This is a genomic window from Ruegeria sp. B11 (assembly GCF_056539785.1).
On record NZ_JBQFVO010000004.1, the window covers coordinates 145678 to 165294 of the forward strand.

The 19617-nt window shown below is 57.9% G+C and carries 23 protein-coding genes; 10 read left to right on the top strand and 13 right to left on the bottom strand.

Going from position 1 to position 19617, the window contains the following annotated elements; all coding sequences use genetic code 11:
- Positions 1–4 precede the first annotated feature (4 nt).
- Together greA and ACR0I1_RS15160 are read right to left on the bottom strand one after the other, a co-directional pair.
- The gene (gene greA, locus ACR0I1_RS15155; protein WP_170395722.1) at positions 5–475 is read right to left on the bottom strand and encodes a transcription elongation factor GreA; all 471 of its coding nucleotides are present in this window, start codon (positions 473–475) and stop codon (positions 5–7) included.
- Between the two features lie 234 nt (positions 476–709).
- On the bottom strand, positions 710–1090 hold the full coding sequence (locus ACR0I1_RS15160) for a VOC family protein (protein WP_170513859.1): 381 nt from the start codon (positions 1088–1090) through the stop codon (positions 710–712).
- Positions 1091–1179: 89 nt separating this feature from the next.
- Between ACR0I1_RS15160 and soxR the strand changes: the two genes are divergently transcribed.
- From soxR to ACR0I1_RS15180, 4 genes are all read left to right on the top strand, one after another.
- Positions 1180–1635, top strand: coding sequence for a redox-sensitive transcriptional activator SoxR (gene soxR, locus ACR0I1_RS15165; protein ID WP_170395726.1), 456 nt, complete (start codon positions 1180–1182; stop codon positions 1633–1635).
- Between the two features lie 136 nt (positions 1636–1771).
- On the top strand, positions 1772–3418 hold the full coding sequence (locus tag ACR0I1_RS15170; RefSeq protein WP_170566250.1) for an electron transfer flavoprotein-ubiquinone oxidoreductase: 1647 nt from the start codon (positions 1772–1774) through the stop codon (positions 3416–3418).
- A gap of 104 nt (positions 3419–3522) precedes the next feature.
- The gene (locus ACR0I1_RS15175; protein ID WP_480707098.1) at positions 3523–5235 is read left to right on the top strand and encodes a tetratricopeptide repeat protein; all 1713 of its coding nucleotides are present in this window, start codon (positions 3523–3525) and stop codon (positions 5233–5235) included.
- Positions 5225–6043, top strand: a complete 819-nt coding sequence (locus ACR0I1_RS15180; RefSeq protein WP_480707100.1) for a 4-(cytidine 5'-diphospho)-2-C-methyl-D-erythritol kinase — start codon at positions 5225–5227, stop codon at positions 6041–6043. Before ACR0I1_RS15175 ends, ACR0I1_RS15180 begins: the two co-directional genes overlap by 11 nt.
- Here ACR0I1_RS15180 and ACR0I1_RS15185 read toward each other — a convergent pair.
- The gene (locus ACR0I1_RS15185) at positions 6036–7034 is read right to left on the bottom strand and encodes a polyprenyl synthetase family protein (RefSeq protein ID WP_480707102.1); all 999 of its coding nucleotides are present in this window, start codon (positions 7032–7034) and stop codon (positions 6036–6038) included. The two genes, ACR0I1_RS15180 and ACR0I1_RS15185, sit on opposite strands and share 8 nt — an antisense overlap.
- Positions 7035–7090: 56 nt before the next feature.
- On the opposite strand from ACR0I1_RS15185, the gene ACR0I1_RS15190 reads away from it, so the two are divergent.
- The 3 genes from ACR0I1_RS15190 (at position 7091) to ACR0I1_RS15200 (ending at position 8359) form a co-directional block, all read left to right on the top strand.
- Positions 7091–7306, top strand: a complete 216-nt coding sequence (locus ACR0I1_RS15190; RefSeq protein ID WP_008755664.1) for a putative signal transducing protein — start codon at positions 7091–7093, stop codon at positions 7304–7306.
- Complete coding sequence (locus ACR0I1_RS15195; protein ID WP_480707104.1) at positions 7303–8070, top strand: tRNA1(Val) (adenine(37)-N6)-methyltransferase; 768 nt, start codon at positions 7303–7305, stop codon at positions 8068–8070. The genes ACR0I1_RS15190 and ACR0I1_RS15195 overlap by 4 nt, the downstream gene beginning before the upstream one ends.
- 124 nt (positions 8071–8194) lie before the next feature.
- A complete protein-coding gene (locus ACR0I1_RS15200) occupies positions 8195–8359 on the top strand; it encodes a YdcH family protein (RefSeq protein ID WP_170395738.1) in 165 nt (54 codons plus the stop codon).
- 4 nt (positions 8360–8363) lie between these two features.
- Here the strand turns inward: ACR0I1_RS15200 and yddG are convergent, their stop codons facing one another.
- From yddG to ACR0I1_RS15250, 10 genes are all read right to left on the bottom strand, one after another.
- Entirely contained in the window at positions 8364–9230 is an 867-nt protein-coding gene (gene yddG / locus ACR0I1_RS15205) for an aromatic amino acid exporter YddG (RefSeq protein ID WP_480707106.1), read from the bottom strand.
- Positions 9227–10174: a transcriptional regulator GcvA gene (locus ACR0I1_RS15210; RefSeq protein WP_170513880.1), complete on the bottom strand. Its 948-nt coding sequence runs from the start codon at positions 10172–10174 to the stop codon at positions 9227–9229. The genes yddG and ACR0I1_RS15210 overlap by 4 nt, the downstream gene beginning before the upstream one ends.
- A gap of 303 nt (positions 10175–10477) precedes the next feature.
- Positions 10478–11200, bottom strand: a complete 723-nt coding sequence (phbB, locus tag ACR0I1_RS15215) for an acetoacetyl-CoA reductase (protein ID WP_170395744.1) — start codon at positions 11198–11200, stop codon at positions 10478–10480.
- Positions 11201–11387: 187 nt separating this feature from the next.
- Positions 11388–12563, bottom strand: coding sequence for an acetyl-CoA C-acetyltransferase (locus ACR0I1_RS15220; protein WP_170395746.1), 1176 nt, complete (start codon positions 12561–12563; stop codon positions 11388–11390).
- Between the two features lie 194 nt (positions 12564–12757).
- Complete coding sequence (locus ACR0I1_RS15225) at positions 12758–13591, bottom strand: EAL domain-containing protein (protein WP_170513107.1); 834 nt, start codon at positions 13589–13591, stop codon at positions 12758–12760.
- A gap of 110 nt (positions 13592–13701) precedes the next feature.
- Positions 13702–13890, bottom strand: coding sequence for a hypothetical protein (locus ACR0I1_RS15230; protein WP_170395750.1), 189 nt, complete (start codon positions 13888–13890; stop codon positions 13702–13704).
- Positions 13891–13980: 90 nt separating this feature from the next.
- Entirely contained in the window at positions 13981–14952 is a 972-nt protein-coding gene (locus ACR0I1_RS15235; RefSeq protein ID WP_170566270.1) for a sterol desaturase family protein, read from the bottom strand.
- Positions 14949–15335, bottom strand: a complete 387-nt coding sequence (locus ACR0I1_RS15240) for a hypothetical protein (RefSeq protein WP_480571480.1) — start codon at positions 15333–15335, stop codon at positions 14949–14951. The genes ACR0I1_RS15235 and ACR0I1_RS15240 overlap by 4 nt, the downstream gene beginning before the upstream one ends.
- 59 nt (positions 15336–15394) lie before the next feature.
- Complete coding sequence (locus tag ACR0I1_RS15245) at positions 15395–15724, bottom strand: hypothetical protein (protein ID WP_170395756.1); 330 nt, start codon at positions 15722–15724, stop codon at positions 15395–15397.
- Between the two features lie 93 nt (positions 15725–15817).
- The gene (locus ACR0I1_RS15250) at positions 15818–16384 is read right to left on the bottom strand and encodes a TlpA disulfide reductase family protein (protein WP_170395758.1); all 567 of its coding nucleotides are present in this window, start codon (positions 16382–16384) and stop codon (positions 15818–15820) included.
- 21 nt (positions 16385–16405) lie between these two features.
- Here ACR0I1_RS15250 and argH point away from each other — a divergent pair, with 21 nt between their 5' ends.
- From argH to lysA, 3 genes are all read left to right on the top strand, one after another.
- Positions 16406–17794 carry an argininosuccinate lyase gene (gene argH / locus ACR0I1_RS15255; protein WP_170408352.1) on the top strand — a complete coding sequence of 463 codons (1389 nt, stop codon included), beginning with the start codon at positions 16406–16408 and terminating at the stop codon, positions 17792–17794.
- Positions 17794–17976, top strand: a complete 183-nt coding sequence (locus ACR0I1_RS15260) for an argininosuccinate lyase (protein ID WP_170395762.1) — start codon at positions 17794–17796, stop codon at positions 17974–17976. Before argH ends, ACR0I1_RS15260 begins: the two co-directional genes overlap by 1 nt.
- Positions 17977–18269: 293 nt before the next feature.
- Positions 18270–19535, top strand: a complete 1266-nt coding sequence (gene lysA / locus ACR0I1_RS15265; RefSeq protein ID WP_223117535.1) for a diaminopimelate decarboxylase — start codon at positions 18270–18272, stop codon at positions 19533–19535.
- Positions 19536–19617: the final 82 nt, after the last annotated feature.

The window sequence follows — 19617 nt, forward strand, 5'->3', positions numbered from 1 at the left end:
CCGGTCAGGCGTATTCGATACTCAGAACTTCATAAGAGCGCACGCCTCCGGGGGTGCGGACCTCGACACTGTCGCCTTCTTCTTTGCCAATCAGGGCGCGGGCGATGGGGGATTTGATGTTCAGAAGGCCCGCTTCGATATTGGCCTCATACTCACCCACGATCTGCCAGGTCTTTTCTTCGTCGGTATCTTCATCCACCAACGTGACCTTCGCGCCGAACTTGATGGCCCCTGACAGTTTGGCCGGATCAATGACATCTGCCAGCGACAGGATGCCTTCAAGCTCTTTGATGCGGCCTTCGATAAAGCCCTGCTTTTCGCGCGCCGAGTGGTATTCGGCGTTTTCTTTCAGGTCGCCCAGTTCGCGGGCTGAGGCAATCGCCTCGATGATCGCCGGGCGCTCGACGGATTTCAGATTCTTCAGCTCTGCCTCGAGCGCGGCATTGCCCGAAGGCGTCATGGGGATCTTTTCCATTGTCTTGTCGTCCACGCAGAAATTGTTACGCCCCGCCGCACAAAAGCGTCGGGGCGAAGGATGGGTTGGCATTTACCTGACCCAAATGGCACGTGAATTGCAAGAGGGGAGGCGCGCGTTGTCAGTAAACTCGCAACTTAGCGCCGCCGTTCAGGGGGTTGGGTGCGCCTGTGGCGCTGTCCCAACAATTCCCCACTTCGCCAGCGACTGGCTTCATGTCCAAGCCACAGCATCTCAATCATACTGAACCACTTCGAATTCGATGCCATTGTCATCTTCGAAATAGAACCGCTTGCCTGGCTCATAGTCTGCGTGGTTGTGCGGTTCAAATCCCGCTTTGCGGACCTTTTCCTCGGTGGCGTCGATATCTTCGACCAGCACACCTACATGGTTCAAGCCGCCGACGTAATCATAGCTGCTTTCGCCTGATGGCTTGGGATCGCCGGGGGCGTAGAGTGCCAGATAGGTATGAGGGCTGCCCACATGCACCGTATAGCCACCGGCAATAGCAGGGCCTTCCCAGCGTGTTTTCCAGTCAAAGACTTTCTGCATCCACGCCGCAGATGCCTTTGGGTCGCGGACCGTGAAATTAGTATGTTCCAGCGTCGCCATCATGGGATTCTCCTTCCAATTTGAGGCTTGTCCCGACTCACTGTAATTTCTAAACCTAACTTTAGGTCAAGAGATTTCTTTGGGAGGATGTAATGGTTGTTTCGGAAGGTCTGGCGATTGGAGCATTGGCCCGGCGCACTGGGTTGGCAGTGTCGGCGATCCGATACTACGAGGCGCAAGGTTTGATATCTCCATGGCGTAACGCGGGTGGGCAGCGGCGTTATCAGCGCGCCGATATCCGACGGCTAAGCTTTGTGATGATCGCGCAGCAATTCGGTCTGACTTTGCCCGAGATCCGCGAGGTATTGTCGGGCTTGCCAGGAAACCGCACACCGACGCCTCAGGACTGGAAGAGTATCAGCGAACGGCTGCGCACGCATCTGGATCAGCGAATCGATACGCTGATGCGACTGCGCGACAATCTGGATGGATGTATTGGTTGCGGCTGCCTCAGCCTGCCGAAATGCAAGCTTTACAACCCCGATGACAGGGCCAAATCCCATGGTAGCGGTCCCAGATACCTCATGGGGGACGCACCCGAAGCCTGAAGTGTCGAATAGCGGCGTTGTTACGCCGTGTTTCGATTGACCAAAGTCTTTATGACCATGTAATCAGCCGTGAAACAATATTGCGCCGACCGCATAAAGAAAGCGCCAATTCGGAAAGTTAGCTAAGGAGCCCGCGATGGCCGAGATTGAACGCGAAGCGATGGAATATGACGTGGTGATCGTGGGTGCTGGCCCTGCGGGACTGTCTGCGGCCATCCGTCTGAAACAGCTGGATGCCGACCTGAACGTCGTGGTTCTAGAGAAGGGTTCAGAAGTGGGTGCGCATATCCTGTCGGGTGCGGTGCTGGACCCTTGTGGTCTGGATGCTCTGATCCCCGATTGGAAGGAAAAGGGTGCCCCGCTGAACGTGCCTGTGCATGAAGACAATTTCTACATGCTGGGCGAGGCTGGCAAGATCCGCATCCCCAATTTCCCGATGCCGCCGCTGATGAACAACCACGGCAACTACATCGTCTCGATGGGCAATGTCTGCCGCTGGATGGCAGAGCAGGCCGAAGAACTAGGCGTCGAAATCTTCCCCGGCATGGCCTGTTCCGAGCTGGTCTACGGTGAGAACGGTGAAGTCAAAGGCGTTGTAGCCGGTGTATTTGGTCTGGAGCCAGACGGATCCTACGGCCCCAACACCGAACCGGGCATGGAACTGCATGGTAAATATGTCTTTCTGTCGGAAGGCGTGCGCGGCTCACTGTCCAAGGAAGTCATCGCCAAATACGACCTGTCTGCCGGTAAAGAGCCGCAGAAATACGGCGTTGGCATGAAAGAGATCTGGGAGATTGATCCAGCCAAGCACAAAGAAGGCTCGGTCACGCACACCATGGGTTGGCCGCTGGGCAGCAACGCGGGTGGCGGGTCGTTCATCTATCACCTTGAAAACAATCAGGTCTATGTCGGTTTTGTGGTCCACCTTAACTACAAGAACCCGCACCTGTACCCCTACATGGAATTCCAGCGCTTCAAGCATCACCCGATGGTGGCTGACCTGCTTAAGGGCGGCAAGCGTGTGGCTTATGGTGCCCGCGCGATCACCGAGGGTGGCTACCAGTCGATGCCGAAACTGGTCGCACCGGGTGTTGCGCTGTTGGGTTGCTCGGCGGGCATGGTCAACGTGCCGCGCATCAAGGGCAACCACAACGCGATGCTGTCAGGCAAGGCCGCGGCCGAGGCCGCCTATGATGCCATCAAGGCCGAGCGTTCGGGTGATGAGCTGACCGCTTATGAGGCCAACGTTCGCGATGGTGCAATCGGCTCGGATCTGAAGAAGGTGCGCAACGTCAAACCTCTTTGGTCGAAATACGGCCTGACCGCCAGCCTGGTACTGGGCGGTATGGACATGTGGACCAATACGCTGGGCTTCTCGCTGTTGGGCACGCTGGGCCACGGCAAGAACGACGCGGAATCGACCGAAGATGCCAGCAAGCATCAACCCATCGACTACCCGAAACCCGATGGCACACTGTCCTTTGACCGCCTGACGAACGTATCGTTTGCGGCCACCAACCACGAGGAAAGCCAGCCTTGCCATCTGAAACTGACCGACCCGGACATCCCGGTTAAGGTCAACCTGCCCAAATTCGACGAGCCGGCACAGCGTTACTGCCCCGCAGGCGTCTATGAGATGGTCGAGGATGAAGACGGGCCGCGATTCGTGATCAACTTCCAGAACTGTGTTCACTGCAAGACCTGTGACATCAAGGATCCCAGCCAGAACATCACCTGGACTACACCGCAGGGCGGCGACGGGCCGAACTACCCCAATATGTAGGCAAGAACACGGGCGTTGGCAGGGTCGTGAAGGCTCTGCCATTGCCTCTCGCCCAGCAAAGCCCTAGCTTGTCGGTCAGTCAACGACAGCAAGGCAGATTATCAGTGGTTTCCCTGGTTCGACGTGCGGCACTGGCCGTGATCCTCAGCTCTTCAATTGCGCTCCCTGCGGTATCGGATACCGGATCGGGGTCGTATCTGGCTGGACGTCAGGCGATTTATCAGAGCGATTATCCCGCTGCCGAGCGTTACTATGCGCAGGCGCTGCGCGCTGATCCCCAAAATCCGAAACTGCTGGAAAACGTGGTCGTCGCCCGGCTCGCTTTGGGTGAGATTGAGCGAGCCCTGACCGTCGCCGAAGTTATCGAGGAAAATGAACTGCCCAGCCAGGCCGCTCGGATGGTGATCGCCGCCAATCTGGTGGCAGATGGCAAGCTGGATGAATTTCTGGCCCGCGATCCTGAAACGCAAGGGGTTGGACCGCTGGTTGATGGCCTGATGATTGCTTGGGCTCATATGGGGCAAGGCGCCATGACCAAAGCGATGGAACAATTTGACGTTGTTACCACGCAGGAAGGTCTGAAAGAATTTGCACTTTATCACAAGGCCATGGCGTTGGCGTCAGTCGGAGACTTTGAGGGGGCCGAGGCGATCCTTGCCGCAGATGATGGCCTGGTCGCCCGTTTTTCACGCCGGGCTGCGCTGGCGCGTGCCGAAGTGCTGTCGCAGCTGGATCGCAACGACGATGCGCTGGAATTTCTGGATAACGTCTTTGCCGCCGGCAGTGATCCGACCATCGAAAGTTACGTCACCCGGCTGTCTGATGGCGAAACGCTGCCCTTTACCCATGTCCGTTCTGCACAGGATGGCATGGCCGAGGTTTTCTTTACCGTTGGCGCTGCGCTGAGTGCGGAGGCCGCGCAGGATTATGTTCTGCTATATGCCCGGGTCGCGGCCTTTCTGCGGCCTGACCATATTGATGCGCTTTTGCTAAGCGCTGAGTTGTTGGATGGGCTGGAACAATATGATCTGGCGGTTGATGTCTATCGGCAGGTGCCTCCGGACAGCAGCGATTATCACGCCGCCGAGCTGGGGCGCGCCGAGGTCCTAAGTCGCTCTGACAGAAAAGAAGCTGCCGCCGAGGTCCTGCAAAACCTTGCCGCTCAAAGCCCCGATTTGCCCGGTGTGCATGTAGCTTTGGCCGACCTGCGGCGCCAGCAAGAGGACTACGCGGCAGCGGTCACCTCTTACGACAAGGCGATTGGCCTGACGGAAGAGGGTGCAGGCGGAAACTGGTTCCTGCACTATGCCCGCGGGATATCGCATGAACGCCTGAAGAACTGGGACGAGGCCGAGGCCGATTTCCGCCGCGCGCTTGAGTTGAACCCGGACCAACCACAGGTGCTGAACTATCTCGGGTATTCGCTGGTCGAGCGGCGCGAGAAATTGGACGAAGCGTTGAATATGATCGAACGCGCCGTCGCAGCGCGCCCTGACAGCGGCTATATCGTTGACAGCTTGGGCTGGGTGTTGTTCCGCCTGGGCCGGTACGACGAAGCAGTTGACCACATGGAGCGCGCCGTTGAGCTGATGCCGGTCGATCCGGTGGTAAATGACCATCTGGGCGATGTTTACTGGGCCGTAGGTCGTGGGCGTGAAGCCGAGTTCCAGTGGAAACGAGCACTGTCTTTCATTGATCCTGAAGATACCGACGGCGAAGCCGATCCTGAACGCATCCGCCGCAAGATCGAAGTCGGATTGGATGCGGTTCTGGCCGAGGAAGGCGCCGAACCCCTGAAGGTCGCCAATGAAGGCTGAGGCATTTGCCCCCGCCAAGATCAACCTGACCCTGCATGTGACCGGCCAACGCGCGGATGGCTATCATCTGCTTGATTCGTTGGTTGCCTTTGCCGATGTTGGGGATCAGTTGAGCCTCAGTTCCGGCCCCGAGCTGTCTCTGTCGGTCACGGGTGAGTTTTCGGATGGCGTACCGACCGATGATCGCAATCTGGTCTGGCAGGCCGCCGAGGCCGCAGGCTGGACCGGTCGCATTCATCTGAACAAACAACTGCCGCACGGTGGCGGTGTCGGGGGCGGCTCCTCGGATGCTGCGGCGGTATTGCGCACTGCGACGAAGGGGGGAGAGTGGCCTGATAGCGTGCCGCTGTCGCTTGGCGCGGATGTCCCGGTATGCATACATGCTGCTGCAGCGCGTATGCGCGGGATTGGTGAACAGATTGAGCCGATGGCGTTGCCGCCCCTCCCGGCGCTTTTGGTAAATCCGGGTATTGAAGTTTCCACCGGCCCGGTGTTTTCCGCTTTGCACAGCAGAGACAACGCACCGATGCCTGCTGAGATCCCTGCATTCAAAACACCCGAAGACTGCGCTACGTGGTTGCAGGTTCAGCGGAATGATTTAGAGGCACCTGCAATATCTGTAGCGCCGGGCATTGCGGAGGTCATAGCGGCGTTGGAAGGCACCCGAGACGCGTTGATGGTTCGTATGTCGGGTTCAGGCTCAACCTGTTTCGCACTTTATCCAACGCTCAAAGCAGCCCATTTTGCCGCCTATGAGATCGGCGCGGCCCAACCCGGCTGGTGGTACCGCGCAACGACGCTCAGTTAAGGCGCGATACGACGTAATCGGCCAGATCGCCTAACAGGGTGCGGATTTCGTGATCCGGAAGAGGCGCCAGCGCAGCCTTGGCCTTGGCCGCCCAACCAAACGCATCCGCGCGGGTTGCATCCAGCGTGCGGTATTTGGCCATCAGCGACAAAGCGTGATCCAGATCGCCCTCTTCCTGCCGTCCGCGACCGATCGTCCGTTCCCAAAACGCGTGTTCCTCGGCAGTTGCCTGAGCCACGGCTTTGATCACTGGCAGGGTCAATTTTCGTTCACGGAAGTCGTCGCCGACGTTTTTGCCTGTGGCCGCACTATCGCCTTGATAATCCAGAAGATCATCAGCGATCTGGAACGCGATTCCGAGCGCATCGCCATAGTGATACAGCGCCTTGACCTGCGCCTCGGTCGCGCCTGCGATCACACCACCCACTTCGGTTGCGGCAGAAAACAGCGCCGCTGTCTTGCCGCGCACAACCTGCAGGTAGACACTTTCATCCGTGCCCAGATCGGTGGCCGCTGTCATCTGCAGCACCTCGCCTTCGGCAATTGTGGCCGACGCATTTGCAAGGATATCCAGAACCCGCAACGAACCGGTTTCGACCATCAACTGAAAGCTGCGGGAAAACAGGTAATCTCCAACCAGAACACTGGATTTATTGTCCCATAGCAGGTTTGCCGTGGGTCGCCCGCGCCGCTGCCCGCTTTCATCGACGACATCGTCATGCAGCAGGGTTGCGGTATGAATGAACTCGACCGTTGCAGCCAGCTTGACGTGATGGTCGCCTGAATAGCCGAACAGCTGCGCCGCCGCCAGGGTCAGCATCGGGCGCAGACGCTTACCGCCCGCCTCGACCAGGTGTGCGGTCACTTCGGGAATGCGCGGGGCATGTTCCGACGCCATACGCGTCCGAATCAGCGTATTTACTGCGGCCATTTCGCCCGCAAGCATCTCTGCCAGACGCTCATGCGGTTTCGAGATCGTGCTGACGTTCATCACTCTCCTGATACAAGGCTCGACATCCCTGTCACCTTGCCCTTACATCCATCCCCATGAAAGAACTATTGCGCAGCACCGATCCGACAATCCTAGCCTTTGCAACGGCTCTCCTTGAGGGCGAGGATATAGACTGCTTTCAGATGGACGTAAATATGAGCATCCTAGAAGGCGGCATCGGAATCTTTCCCCGTCGCCTAATGGTGCGGGCAGATGATCTGACCCGCGCCGAACGGGTCATGCGCGATAACGAGATCCCGCTGGGGCGATGAGCAGCTTTTCCGACAGTGATCTGACCTGCAATGATTTTCTGGGCGGGCGTGTGCGTCTGTGGCAGCCGCGCTCAGGATATCGTGCAGGGGTCGATCCGGTCTTACTGGCGGCATCGGTCCCGGCACAAGCTGGCCAGTCGGTGCTGGAATTGGGCTGCGGGGCAGGGGCTGCTATTCAGTGCCTAATGGCACGAGTGCCCCACCTGAAGGCAACTGGGGTTGAACTGCAGGCTGGCTATGCAGATCTGGCCCGCCGCAATTCGGAACAAAACGCAGCGATCACCGTGGTTGAGGCGGATTTGAACGCACTACCGAATGATCTGCGACAAGAACAGTTCGATCATGTGATCGCCAATCCGCCCTACTACCGGGCAGGCGCGCACAGCCCTGCCACCGATGCGGGACGGCAGATCGCACTGGGTGAAGACACGCCGCTTGAGGACTGGATCAATGTCGCCGCCCGACGTCTGGCGCCGCGCGGTTATCTTCACATGATCCAGAGGGCAGACCGGCTGCCCGATATGCTTGCGGGGTGCGCGGGCCGCTTGGGCTCGGTTCAGGTGCTGCCTCTGGCTCCCCGTGCGGATCGCGCGGCTGAGCTGGTGATATTGCGCGCCAGAAAGGGCGGGCGCGCCGCTTTTCGGCTACATGCACCGCTGATTCTGCACCTCGGTGACCGGCACTTAGAAGACGGTGAAAGCTATACCCCCAAGGTCTCGGCGGTGTTGCGCGATGGGGCGGATTTGACCGGGCACTTTGCCTGATCGGCAATGACCAGCCGAATTTGTCGGATTTATTATAGATTTCGTGCGTCTGCAGCGTGACAGGCTGGAAATGATGTGATCAACTTCCTACGTGACACTTACAAACCAGAGAAGGAGGACCGCCATGAGCGTGAGCGCACATCTGACGGAGTTGAAGAAAAAACACGAAATTCTCGGTCTTGAAGTGGAAGAAGCGCAACGCTCACCTGGTATTGACGATCTCCATATCGCACAGCTTAAAAAACAGAAGCTGAAGCTAAAAGAAGAGATCGAGCGCCTGTCGACCTAAGGTTCTAGGCCTTCAGGCTGGCGCGGGCCGCGATGGCAGCGCCACCGGTGACAAACAAGGCCGCGATCGCCAAGCCCCAGGACGGGGCGGCGATCCCGGCCAGAACCAGTACAAGTGTCGATAACAAAGGTGCCGCGTATGAGGCGGTGCCCAGGATTTGAATGTCTCCGCGCTTGACCCCGATATCCCAGACATAGAATGCCAGCCCCACAGGCCCGAGGCCGAGCGCAAGGGTCGAGGCCCAGCCGAATGCGCCTTGCGGCCAGATCGTTTCTTCCACCGCGAAATGCAGGCCCCATGAGGCGATGGCCGTCAGGACGCAGAACACCGCGACCGAGCTTGTGGGCACATCGCCCAGCCGACGCGACAGTACTGAATAGCTGGACCATGTCAGCGCGCAGAGCAAAGCCAGCCCGTAACCGGGCAAGTGTTGAATCTGGAAGCCAGCGCTGCCTCCACCGGTGATGATGACGGCGGCTCCAGCAAAGCCAAGGCAGGCTCCGATAAGGTGGCCCGGTTTCAGATGCTCTCCGGGCAGCAGGCCTGACAGAAGAACGATCAGCAAAGGCCAGAGATAAGCGATAAGCCCAGCCTCGGCTGCAGGGGCCATGCGAAGGGCTGAAAAGTACAGCGCGTGGTAGCCAAAAAGGCCAATTGATCCAAGCAGGTATGTCGTCCACGCGACCCGGCGCAGTTGACCCAGCCCGCCGCTGGCGAATGTCCAAATCAGACCCAGCGTACCGCCGATGGTAAAACAGATCGCGTTCAACAACAAAGGCGGCGTCGGGGCCGAACCCACAGTGAACAGCGCCAGCAGAGACCATAGCAAAACGGCGACAAAACCAATCGCGGTCGCGCCCATTCTGCTCATTCACCAGCTACCTTCTCAACAGGGATGATTTCAAACTCATCCGATATATGCGCGGTCTTTTCAATCTCGGAAATGAACCAGTCGCGGAACGCTGCGATCTGCGGTCGCTTCTCTGCCCCTTGCAGGCAGAGGAAACGAAATCGCCCGGCGGTCTCCAGTGCCACTTTGAACGGCGCGACCAGTCGCCCTTCGGTCAGGTCTTTCAGGATCATGGCGCGCCGCCCCAGAACCACGCCCACCCCGGCCACGGCAGCGTCGATGGCGTGATCGGCGTTCGAAAAATGCGCCCCATGGGTCGGAGTGAAATCCAATCCAACCGCACGGAACCACGCGGGCCAGTCGCAACGCGGCTTGAGAAAACTGATCGAATCGTCATGGATCAGGGGGGCGTCGCGCAACGACGCTGGCGTGGGGAATTGTTCGGCCAGCTCCGGGGTCATAACCGGTGTCAGCCACTCCTTGCGGACGGGAACCGAATAGAGCCCCTCATCCGGCCCGTAGCCAAAGCGGATCGCCACGTCCACGTCATCCCGTTCAAGGTCCATGTTGCGCAGAGTGGCCGAGAATTTCAGGTCAATCCCCGGATTTGCACGGGCAAACTCATAAAGGCGCGGTGCCAGCCATTTCGCCGTCAGGGCAGGGCCTGCTGTAACCGTGAGGCTGGTTTCATCCTGCAGCCTCCGCGTCGCCTGCCACGCGGCTTGCAGGGCGGCAAAGCCATCTGCGGTTCCGGGTGCCAATGTGCGCCCGGCTTCGGTCAGTTCGACAGCGCGATTGAGCCGGCGAAACACGGGGTGGCCCAGATGCTCTTCTAACGACTTGATTTGAAAGGACAGAGCCGCAGGTGTCACATTCAGTTCCTCCGCCGCCTTGGCAAACGACATATGTCGTGCGGCGGCATCGAAGGCGCGCAAAGCAGTCAGCGGAGGCAGGCGGTCGGTCATGTCGGTTAAGTTTTTCTGAACTGAAGGATCGAAAACTCTCGTTTGTGCAATTTAAAATCAAAGGCCATGTTGATGGCAAGTCAAAACCAACTTGATTGAGAAGGGTTCAGCATGATCGAGATGACAACAAACCCAGCCATTCAGAACGCCATTCACCGCGCGCATGAAGAGCGCGGCAAGGCGGTTGTAGGATTCTGGTCCTGGCTATTCGGTTCCCGCTGATCGCAGCGCGCGTGATCTTACGGGATAAAAGAAGGGCCGGTCCTTGATGGACCGGCCCGTTTTCATTCTCAGATCGTCGGTTTAGACGAAGAACTGTGCACCGTTTGCGGAAATGGTCGAGCCGTTGATGAACTGCGAATCGTCTGACGCCAGGAAGGCCACGCAACGCGCGATTTCTTCCGGTTCACCCAGACGACCAGCCGGGATTTGACCGATGATCGATTCGCGCACTTTTTCCGGCACCGCCATGACCATTTCGGTCGCGATATAACCGGGGCAGATCGCGTTGGCCGTGATACCGGCCCGCGCACCTTCCTGCGCCAGAGATTTCACGATGCCCAGATCGCCCGCTTTGGTTGCGGCATAGTTGACCTGCGCAAACTGGCCTTTCTGACCGTTGATCGAGCTGATCACGATGATACGACCAAATTTACGCTCGCGCATACCCGGCCATACCGGGTGCACGGTGTTGAAAACACCAGTCAGATTGGTGTCGATGACCTGATGCCACTGTTCAGGTGTCATCTTGTGGAACGGTGCGTCGCGGGTGATACCGGCGTTGGCGACCACGATGTCGATCGGGCCAACCTCGGCCTCGACTTTTTCGATGCCCGCTTTGGATTCGTCGTAATCCGCAACATTCCATTTATAAGTTTTGATACCGGTTTCGTCGGTGAACTTTGCGGCGGCTTCGTCATTGCCTGCATAAGTGGCGGCAACATTGTATCCTTCGGCCTTCAGCGCCTTGGAAATTGCTGCGCCGATGCCGCGGGAACCGCCGGTTACGAGTGCTGTACGTGCCATTTAGGACTCCTCCAAATTTAGTCGTCTTGGTAATTCTGTTACTCTGAGAGTTAAGGATGCGCAATATCGTTTCGTGATCGATCTTGTCTTTCTGTCCGGCGATATTGTCGCATCTAAGGGGTATGATCCGATTGTAACAAAAAAGGGCGCCCAGTAGACGCCCTTTTGTAATTAGTTTTCAGCGCACTTAGTCACGCTCCACACACAGGGCGACACCCATGCCGCCGCCGATGCAGAGGGTCGCGAGACCTTTCTTGGCATCCCGGCGCTTCATTTCGAACAGCAGGGTGTTCAGAACCCGGCAACCGGACGCGCCGATTGGGTGTCCGATGGCAATTGCACCACCGTTGACGTTTACGATCGACGGATCCCAACCCATGTCTTTGTTTACAGCGCAGGCTTGCGCTGCGAAGGCTTCGTTGGCTTCGACCAGATCCAGATCATCGACCGACCATCCAGCTTTCTCCAGAGCCTTGCGCGAAGCGTAGATCGGGCCAACGCCCATGATCGACGGGTCAAGTCCGGCGGTCGCGTAGGATGCAATTCGGGCCAAGGGCTCAATCCCACGCTTTTCGGCATTCTCAGCCGACATCAGCAGGGTGGCTGCGGCACCGTCATTCAGGCCCGAAGCGTTTGCGGCCGTGACAGAACCGTCCTTGGCGAAGGCGGGGCGCAGTTTGCCCATGGCTTCGATTGTCGCGCCGTGGCGGATGTATTCGTCCTTGTCCATCACGATGTCGCCCTTGCGGGTCTTGATGGTGAAGGGCACGATTTCATCGGCGAACTTGCCAGCGTTCTGGGCCGCTTCGGCTTTGTTTTGCGAGGCGACCGCAAATTCATCCTGCATATCGCGGCTGATCTGCCATTTCTCGGCGACGTTCTCAGCCGTTTGACCCATGTGATAGCCGTTGAAGGCATCCCACAGACCATCGCGGATCATCGTGTCGATGTATTTCATGTCACCCATTTTATGACCGGCGCGCAGGGCGGCGGCATGGGGCGACAGGGTCATGTTTTCTTGTCCACCAGCCGCAACGATGTCGGCATCGCCCAATTGGATATGCTGTGCACCCAGAGCAACAGCACGCAGACCCGAACCGCAGACCTGGTTGATGCCCCAAGCCGCGCTTTCCTGCGGCAGGCCCGCATTTATATGCGCCTGGCGCGCTGGGTTCTGACCTTGGGCGGCAGTCAGGACCTGGCCCATGATGGTTTCGCTTACTTCGCCCTTGTCGATCCCGGCACGTTCGACAACTGCTTCAAGGACGGCAGCGCCCAGATCATGTGCGGGGGTGTTCGCAAACGAACCGCTAAAGCTACCGACGCCCGTACGTGCGGCGGATGCGATTACTACGTTGGTCATAAAGTCAATCCTTTACCGTCATGGTCCTGTGGGAAATCTGACGGCGCGGTTTGAGGAGAAGTCTTCTCCGGGTGCAAGAGCGCCTCGTGATCCCCCGCTCAAGCATCTTCTGCAATAGCGCAATGCTGCATCTGCAGCAACGGACAGCTTGTCTCAGAGTGAGCCTTGGCGGTGTTCCGCGCGACCAGCTGCTATCAACTGCCCGTTTTTGCAGCTTTTTCCGAGCTCCAGGGCGGAGTGACTGAAGGCGCTCCATACAGAAAGCCCTGCAGACAATCGACACCGTTTGCGATCAGGAAATGAGCATCTTCGTCACTTTCGACCGATTCGGCGGTGACAAGAATTTCGAATTCCCGCGCAACTGCAATCAGTGCGCGCGCCAGCGATTGATTGTCGGGATTGCTGCTGATGCCCCTGATGAACTGCCCATCGATCTTGGCGGCATCGAACAGAAATTCACGAAAGTGGCGAAAGCCAAAGTTACTGGCCCCAAAATCATCCAGCGCAAAGGCGATACCGCGGGCTTGTTGGCGATCCATGAAATCTACCACCAGTTCGGGCACCTGCATCGCCGAAGATTCTGAGATTTCCAGAATCAACCTTTCGCCCAAGCTTGCGTCTTTTTTCAGAAACCTATCCAGCACACGCGACCAGTTGGAATAACCGATGGACCGCGCGGACATGTTGATCGACAGGCGGATGCCGGGGTTGCGGATCAGAGTGCGCAGCCCCATTTCAAGCGCGACGCAATCAAGGTCCCGGCCAATTGGCGTGTTCTCAACCTGTGGCATGAACTCGCGCGCGGGGATGACGCGGCCGGTTTCATCCAATACACGGATGAACCCTTCGTAGAACGCGATTCCCTGAGGAGGATGTGCTTGAACGACAGGCTGGAACGCCAGCCTGCATTGTCTATGCTTTACGGCTTCGGTCGCCATCTGTACCACCGATCGATCCCGTGAAGTGACGGCGGCGCTCAAAGGGTCGTCCGATCCCTCGGGCAGGTCTGCGCGTTTCCTGTTTCCCATGACGTACCGTTCCCCTGATCCCGATGATTTTGGCCGGGGCCAGTTTCAGGGAAGACAGGTAAAACCGGGGTTAACGCTCAAAATTTTATCGCAGGTGGTGGGGCGGAAGATCAGTGTGTTGATTGCCATGCATGACGCAGCGAAGCAGCTGCACCGATAAGCGCTCCTAAAAGTCCCAGCGCGGCCATGACAAATCCCAGCCCCAATAGCGCGGGCATTGCTCCGTTGAGTGCGGCTGTCATTGTGATGACGAGGCCCAGCAAACCTGTGATCGTAGAAATTCTCATCAGCTTTGACATGCGGGCCTCCGGAAATGCACTCTTAAAACATCTCAGGGGATATGGAGCGCTTGTGCCAAATTTCAAGCAAAGAAAAGGTCTTTTTGAGATCTAGGCCCGCTTGGCTGTGGAAGCAGGTGATTTGGTGCCGAACTGCTCGAATCCCGGTGTGCCATGATCTTGCGGATGGCGGACAAGGTGCTTGGCCTTGATCTGTTGGGAATTGTCGCGGCTTCCATCGTGGCTATAGCCCGGAGGGGCAAAACAATAAGCCAGACGTTGGCGCAAGGACAGGCCCGGTTGGGTGGCGTCCCGCCAGATTCCAACCCATTCATGAAACGCCACGCGCAGCGGATTGAACGTGCCGATATTGTGGACAAGCCCATAGTCGACCTTGTCATCTTCTTGCTCGGGGACAAATGTGCCGAACATCTTGTCCCAGATGATAAAGACACCCGCATAGTTGCAATCAAGATATCGCGCATTTCGCCCATGATGGGCGCGGTGGTGACTGGGCGTATTCATGACGGCTTCGAACCAGCGCGGCATTTTGCCGATCGCTTCGGTATGGATCCAGAATTGGTAGATCAGGTTCAGACCTCCGACGAACAGCACCATCGCCGGGTGAAAGCCCAGCAGGATAAGCGGCGCACGTACCACCATCATGAAGGTGAATGTATAGGTCCAGGTCTGCCGTAGCGCCGTTGTCAGGTTGTAATGCTGTGAGCTGTGGTGGTTCACATGACTGGCCCAGACCCAGCGAATGCGGTGCCCAAAGCGGTGCACCCAGTAGTACCGCAGATCGTCCAGTACAAAGCACAAGATGATGACCGGGATCGAGGTCCCTAGGTTGAGCGGTGTGATCTGCCACAGCCACATGAAAAACGCATATGCGATGAAGCCCAGCAAAAAGCCCGAGGCGATATTGCCTGCCCCCATGATCAGCGAGGTCAAGGCATCGCGGGTTTCGTACCTACCGCCCCGGCCTTTGATCGCGATCCAAAGGAATTCGGCCAGAATGGCCGCGATGAAGAAGGGCACGGCCCATTGCACCGCGTCGGGAAAGCTCACGTGATCGGTCATGCGGGATCCATCAGATTTTGCCAGTGCTGGCGTTCGGTCTCATCAAGGTGGACGATGACCCGAGGAGTGCTGAAATCGTGGAACAGGACTTCAAAGCCTTCGGGATGATCCAGCCAATCGAAATCCCGTAAATGGCGGGCCACGGTATCGGCACCAAAGGACCACAGCAGACCGGCTCCGGTTTCGGTTCGGATAAGGGCGGCGTGACCATCATGGGCAACGGTTACGTCAATGATGGAATCATCTGGAAAGTGACGCAGCCACTGTTCGTGCGCTGTCTCGGGCGTCAGCGCTTGCAAGCGTGACTTGCCCGTCAGATGCAGCAGCAATGCGACCCCGGCAATGCCGCCGACGACGAGGATCAATAGTATTTCCAGCGGCATTCCATCCTCCTGCAGATAACCTGCAAGCGGGCGATTTGTCTGTCAAAGGTGGCGTGGCGTCAGCCGCTTTCCAGGCTTTCCAGAATCTCATGCTGGACGATGCGCGCGACAAACGGCATTAACCCGTCAGGGCCAGAGGCCCGATCTTTGAGATGGATGCAGATATCGGGCCTTCGCGCGGCGATGATGCCAACCATTTCTCCGCGTATCTTGTCATCAAGGCCCGCGCCCATGATCGCACAGGCGATGCGCGGTTCCGCGTCCAGCTGCCGCCGCACCTCATCCTGATCATGCGCGCCCAGCCACTGAATCGGCAGGTGATCCAGTTGTTGTGCCACGTTGCCGATTACATTCGGCAACCGCCCAATCAACAGAACTACCGGTTTCATCGGAGTCTCCCTTTCTTCCGGTCGCAAACGAAAACCGGCCCGTCGGGGCCGGTCTCATTCTAACACAGATTTTCTGCAAGAGCGCGCGGGACCTCAGCTATTGCCTTCGACAAGCGCTGAAATTATCGCCTTGGCACTGTCCGAGTTCCATTCTGCATCACCGATCAGGCGTGCGATCTCATTGCCATCGGGGTCGATGATCACAGTGATCGGCAGGCCAATCACTCCCATTTCGCGTGCAACCGCCTGTTTCGGATCCTGATGACGCGGCAAGTTGTCGATGCCGTTTTCGTCAAAGAACTTCTTGATCCCGGCAGGTGTGTTGCGACCGGTCGCCAGGGTCAGAACCTCGAATTTGTCACCGCCAAACTCCTGTTGCAGTTCAGCGATCTGAGGCATTTCTTTGCGGCACGGCGCACACCATGTGGCCCAGAAGTTCAGCAGCACATACTTGCCTTTGTAGTCGGCCAGCGATCCGGTGCCACCATCATCTTCTAGTTCAAAATCGACCACTTTGACCGGCTTGGGCTCACTATGCAGGATCAGCCGCTTCAGGCTGCCCTCACGCAATGGGCCAAGCGTTGCCGCATCTGTTGCCAAAGCGGCGTTTGCACCCAGCGCTAGGGCCATATAAAGGGGGATCAGACGTAACAGGCGCATATCAACTCCGGGTTTTCTTTCATGACCGATCAATCTTCGAACCAGATGTGGGGCGGCCGCTTTGCCGCTGGTCCAGACGCGATCATGGAGGCGATAAATGCCTCGATCGGGTTCGATCAGCGGATGGCAGCCCAGGACATCGCAGGCTCGCGCGCCCATGCCGCCATGTTGGCTGCCACAGGCGTTATTACTGATAGTGATGCGCACGCCATTCGGGAAGGCCTGCTCACCGTTTTGTCAGAAATTCAGAACGGAGAATTTCAGTTCTCGACTGCGCTGGAAGACATTCACATGAATGTCGAGGCGCGACTGAAAGAGGTGATCGGAGAACCCGCAGGCCGACTGCACACGGGCCGGTCGCGAAACGACCAGGTGGCGACCGATTTCAAACTCTGGGTTCGCGACCAGCTAGATGCCGCAGAATCCGGTCTTCTGGCCCTGATCCGCGCGCTTTTGGCGCAGGCCGAGGCCGGGGCAGACTGGGTCATGCCCGGTTTCACCCACCTGCAAACCGCGCAGCCGGTAACCTGGGGTCACCACATGATGGCCTATGTCGAGATGTTTGGCCGCGATCTGTCCCGCGTGCGCGACGCCCGTGCCCGGATGAACGAATCCCCCTTGGGCGCAGCCGCGTTGGCCGGGACCTCTTTCCCAATCGACCGCCAGATGACAGCTGAGGCGCTGGGCTTCGACCGCCCCGCAGCCAATTCACTGGACGCTGTCAGCGACCGCGACTTCGCATTGGAGTTCCTGTCGACCGCCTCGATTTGCGCCATGCACTTGTCGCGCTTTGCCGAGGAATTGGTAATCTGGTCCTCGGCCCAATTCCGGTTTGTATCACTGTCTGATCGCTTCTCGACTGGTTCATCAATCATGCCGCAAAAGAAGAACCCCGATGCAGCTGAGCTCATCCGTGCCAAGGTTGGCCGCATATTTGGTGCGAATACTGGCCTGATGATGGTGATGAAGGGGCTGCCGCTGACCTATTCCAAGGACATGCAGGAAGACAAAGAACAGGTATTTGATGCGGCAGATAACTGGATGCTGGCACTTGCCGCGATGGAAGGCATGGTCAAGGACATGACCGCCAATCGCGAAAGCCTGGCTGCCGCTGCCGGGTCTGGCTTTTCAACTGCGACCGACCTGGCCGACTGGTTGGTCCGCGTGCTGGGCCTGCCCTTCCGCGACGCGCACCATGTCACTGGATCGCTGGTGGCCATGGCTGAAAGCAAGGGCTGCGACCTACCGGATCTGACGCTGGAGGACATGCAATCGGTCCACGCGGACATCACCGACGACGTCTATTCTGTTCTTACCGTCGAAAATTCGGTAAACTCTCGCCAATCCTATGGCGGCACCGCACCGGATCAGGTGCGGGCCCAGATCAAGCGATGGAAGGCGCTGGTGTAATGCAGATACGACGGGTGGTGCTATTGATTGCGGTCGCAGCGGCCTTGGCCGGGTGTGGTGCCGATGGCGAACCCATACAGCCCACCATGAGCGCAAGCGTCGGCGTAGGCAGCAGCGGCACCTATGGTGGTGTTGGCGTTGGTCTCAGACGCGGTGGGCTGGGCGTTTATCTGGGGCTCTGAACTCCAAAATTGCAATTTGCTGATCGCACACCCATCTGCATCTGACACATCCTGAATGACAAAGAGAAAATGCATGAGACCTGCCGGCCTGATCCTCTGCCTCGCCGTACTTGCAGCTTGCGACCCGTCAGGCGCACCCCGAACGGAACCAACCGCCGCACCTAGCGGGTCCGGGGTCTCGGTTTCAGGATATGCGAGGGTTGGCGCGTCAAAGACATTCTGAACCGCGACGGTGACCACAACCCTACCGGAATCATTTGATCCACATACCTCTTTTGGTCTAAGCGCGCGGTATGGATCATTTTCTCTACCGCGACGGCGCGCTTTTCGCCGAGGATGTGCCAATCTCCGAAATCGCTGCCGCGGTCGGAACCCCGTTCTATGTCTATTCGACGGCGACGCTGCAGCGGCATTTCAAGCTGTTCGATGACGCGCTTGAGGGCACTGATCACCTAGTCTGCTATGCGATGAAAGCGGCCAGCAATCAGGCCATCCTGAAGACGCTGGCGCAGGCAGGTGCGGGAATGGATGTGGTTTCGGGCGGGGAATATCTGCGCGCCAAAGCCGCGGGCGTGCCCGGAGACAAGATTGTCTTTTCGGGCGTCGGCAAGACAGCGGATGAGATTCGTACCGCTCTGACCGGTGGCATTCGTCAGTTCAACGTCGAATCCGAGCCCGAAATGCAGGTGATCAATGCGGTTGCACTGGAATTGGGCAAGGTTGCGCCGATCACTGTTCGGGTGAATCCGGACGTGGATGCAAAAACCCACGCCAAGATCGCCACCGGCAAGTCCGAGAACAAGTTCGGTATCCCAATCTCGCGTGCGACCGAGGTTTATGCACTGGCCGCAAGCCTTCCGGGACTGGAGGTGATTGGGATCGATGTCCATATCGGATCGCAACTAACCGAGCTTGAGCCGTTTGAACTGGCTTATATGAAGGTTGCGGAACTGACAGAGCGCCTACGCGCAGAGGGGCATAACATCCGCCGCCTCGATCTGGGCGGTGGTTTGGGTATTCCTTATGCCCGTTCCAACGACGCGCCTCCGCTGCCGGTTGAATATGGTGCGATGGTCAAGAAAACACTGGGCCATCTGGGCTGCGAGATCGAGATTGAGCCCGGTCGACTGATCGCTGGCAATGCGGGTCTGATGGTGTCCAAGGTCATCTATGTTAAATCCGGCGAAGACCGCGATTTCCTGATCCTCGATGGCGCAATGAACGACCTGATCCGCCCCGCGATGTATGAGGCGTATCATGATATAGTGGCGGTCGAAGAACCTGCCGCAGGGGTCGAACAGCGCCCGTATGATATCGTTGGTCCGGTCTGTGAATCCGGGGATACCTTTGCAAAACAACGCAACATGCCGGCTTTGAAATCGGGCGATCTTATCGCATTCCGCAGTGCAGGTGCCTACGGTGCAGTCATGTCTAGCGAATACAATACGCGGCCCCTGATCCCTGAGGTTCTGGTGAACGGGGATCAATTTGCCGTAATTCGTGAACGCCCAAGCTTTGACGAAATCATAAACCGCGATACCATACCTGAGTGGCTTTGACGCGATAGGCGCGTCGGGCCGATCAGGAGGCCCGCCTTGCGCGACAACCAGACCTTGCCAATTCCAAGACTGTCCCTGTGGC

Excerpts from the sequence above, each read along its gene's own strand:
- ACR0I1_RS15160 (WP_170513859.1), bottom strand. The coding sequence starts at position 1,090 with ATGATGGCGACGCTGGAACATACTAATTTCACGGTCCGCGACCCAAAG.
- ACR0I1_RS15235 (WP_170566270.1), bottom strand. The coding sequence starts at position 14,952 with ATGACCGATCACGTGAGCTTTCCCGACGCGGTGCAATGGGCCGTGCCC.
- ACR0I1_RS15170 (WP_170566250.1), top strand. The coding sequence starts at position 1,772 with ATGGCCGAGATTGAACGCGAAGCGATGGAATATGACGTGGTGATCGTG.
- ACR0I1_RS15220 (WP_170395746.1), bottom strand. The coding sequence starts at position 12,563 with ATGACCAACGTAGTAATCGCATCCGCCGCACGTACGGGCGTCGGTAGC.
- ACR0I1_RS15180 (WP_480707100.1), top strand. The coding sequence starts at position 5,225 with ATGAAGGCTGAGGCATTTGCCCCCGCCAAGATCAACCTGACCCTGCAT.
- ACR0I1_RS15190 (WP_008755664.1), top strand. The coding sequence starts at position 7,091 with ATGAAAGAACTATTGCGCAGCACCGATCCGACAATCCTAGCCTTTGCA.
- ACR0I1_RS15260 (WP_170395762.1), top strand. The coding sequence starts at position 17,794 with ATGCAGATACGACGGGTGGTGCTATTGATTGCGGTCGCAGCGGCCTTG.
- ACR0I1_RS15185 (WP_480707102.1), bottom strand. The coding sequence starts at position 7,034 with ATGAACGTCAGCACGATCTCGAAACCGCATGAGCGTCTGGCAGAGATG.
- ACR0I1_RS15200 (WP_170395738.1), top strand. The coding sequence starts at position 8,195 with ATGAGCGTGAGCGCACATCTGACGGAGTTGAAGAAAAAACACGAAATT.
- ACR0I1_RS15230 (WP_170395750.1), bottom strand. The coding sequence starts at position 13,890 with ATGTCAAAGCTGATGAGAATTTCTACGATCACAGGTTTGCTGGGCCTC.
- ACR0I1_RS15250 (WP_170395758.1), bottom strand. The coding sequence starts at position 16,384 with ATGCGCCTGTTACGTCTGATCCCCCTTTATATGGCCCTAGCGCTGGGT.
- lysA (WP_223117535.1), top strand. The coding sequence starts at position 18,270 with ATGGATCATTTTCTCTACCGCGACGGCGCGCTTTTCGCCGAGGATGTG.
- ACR0I1_RS15240 (WP_480571480.1), bottom strand. The coding sequence starts at position 15,335 with ATGCCGCTGGAAATACTATTGATCCTCGTCGTCGGCGGCATTGCCGGG.
- argH (WP_170408352.1), top strand. The coding sequence starts at position 16,406 with ATGACCGATCAATCTTCGAACCAGATGTGGGGCGGCCGCTTTGCCGCT.
- yddG (WP_480707106.1), bottom strand. The coding sequence starts at position 9,230 with ATGAGCAGAATGGGCGCGACCGCGATTGGTTTTGTCGCCGTTTTGCTA.
- greA (WP_170395722.1), bottom strand. The coding sequence starts at position 475 with ATGGAAAAGATCCCCATGACGCCTTCGGGCAATGCCGCGCTCGAGGCA.
- soxR (WP_170395726.1), top strand. The coding sequence starts at position 1,180 with ATGGTTGTTTCGGAAGGTCTGGCGATTGGAGCATTGGCCCGGCGCACT.
- ACR0I1_RS15210 (WP_170513880.1), bottom strand. The coding sequence starts at position 10,174 with ATGACCGACCGCCTGCCTCCGCTGACTGCTTTGCGCGCCTTCGATGCC.
- phbB (WP_170395744.1), bottom strand. The coding sequence starts at position 11,200 with ATGGCACGTACAGCACTCGTAACCGGCGGTTCCCGCGGCATCGGCGCA.
- ACR0I1_RS15245 (WP_170395756.1), bottom strand. The coding sequence starts at position 15,724 with ATGAAACCGGTAGTTCTGTTGATTGGGCGGTTGCCGAATGTAATCGGC.
- ACR0I1_RS15195 (WP_480707104.1), top strand. The coding sequence starts at position 7,303 with ATGAGCAGCTTTTCCGACAGTGATCTGACCTGCAATGATTTTCTGGGC.
- ACR0I1_RS15225 (WP_170513107.1), bottom strand. The coding sequence starts at position 13,591 with ATGGGAAACAGGAAACGCGCAGACCTGCCCGAGGGATCGGACGACCCT.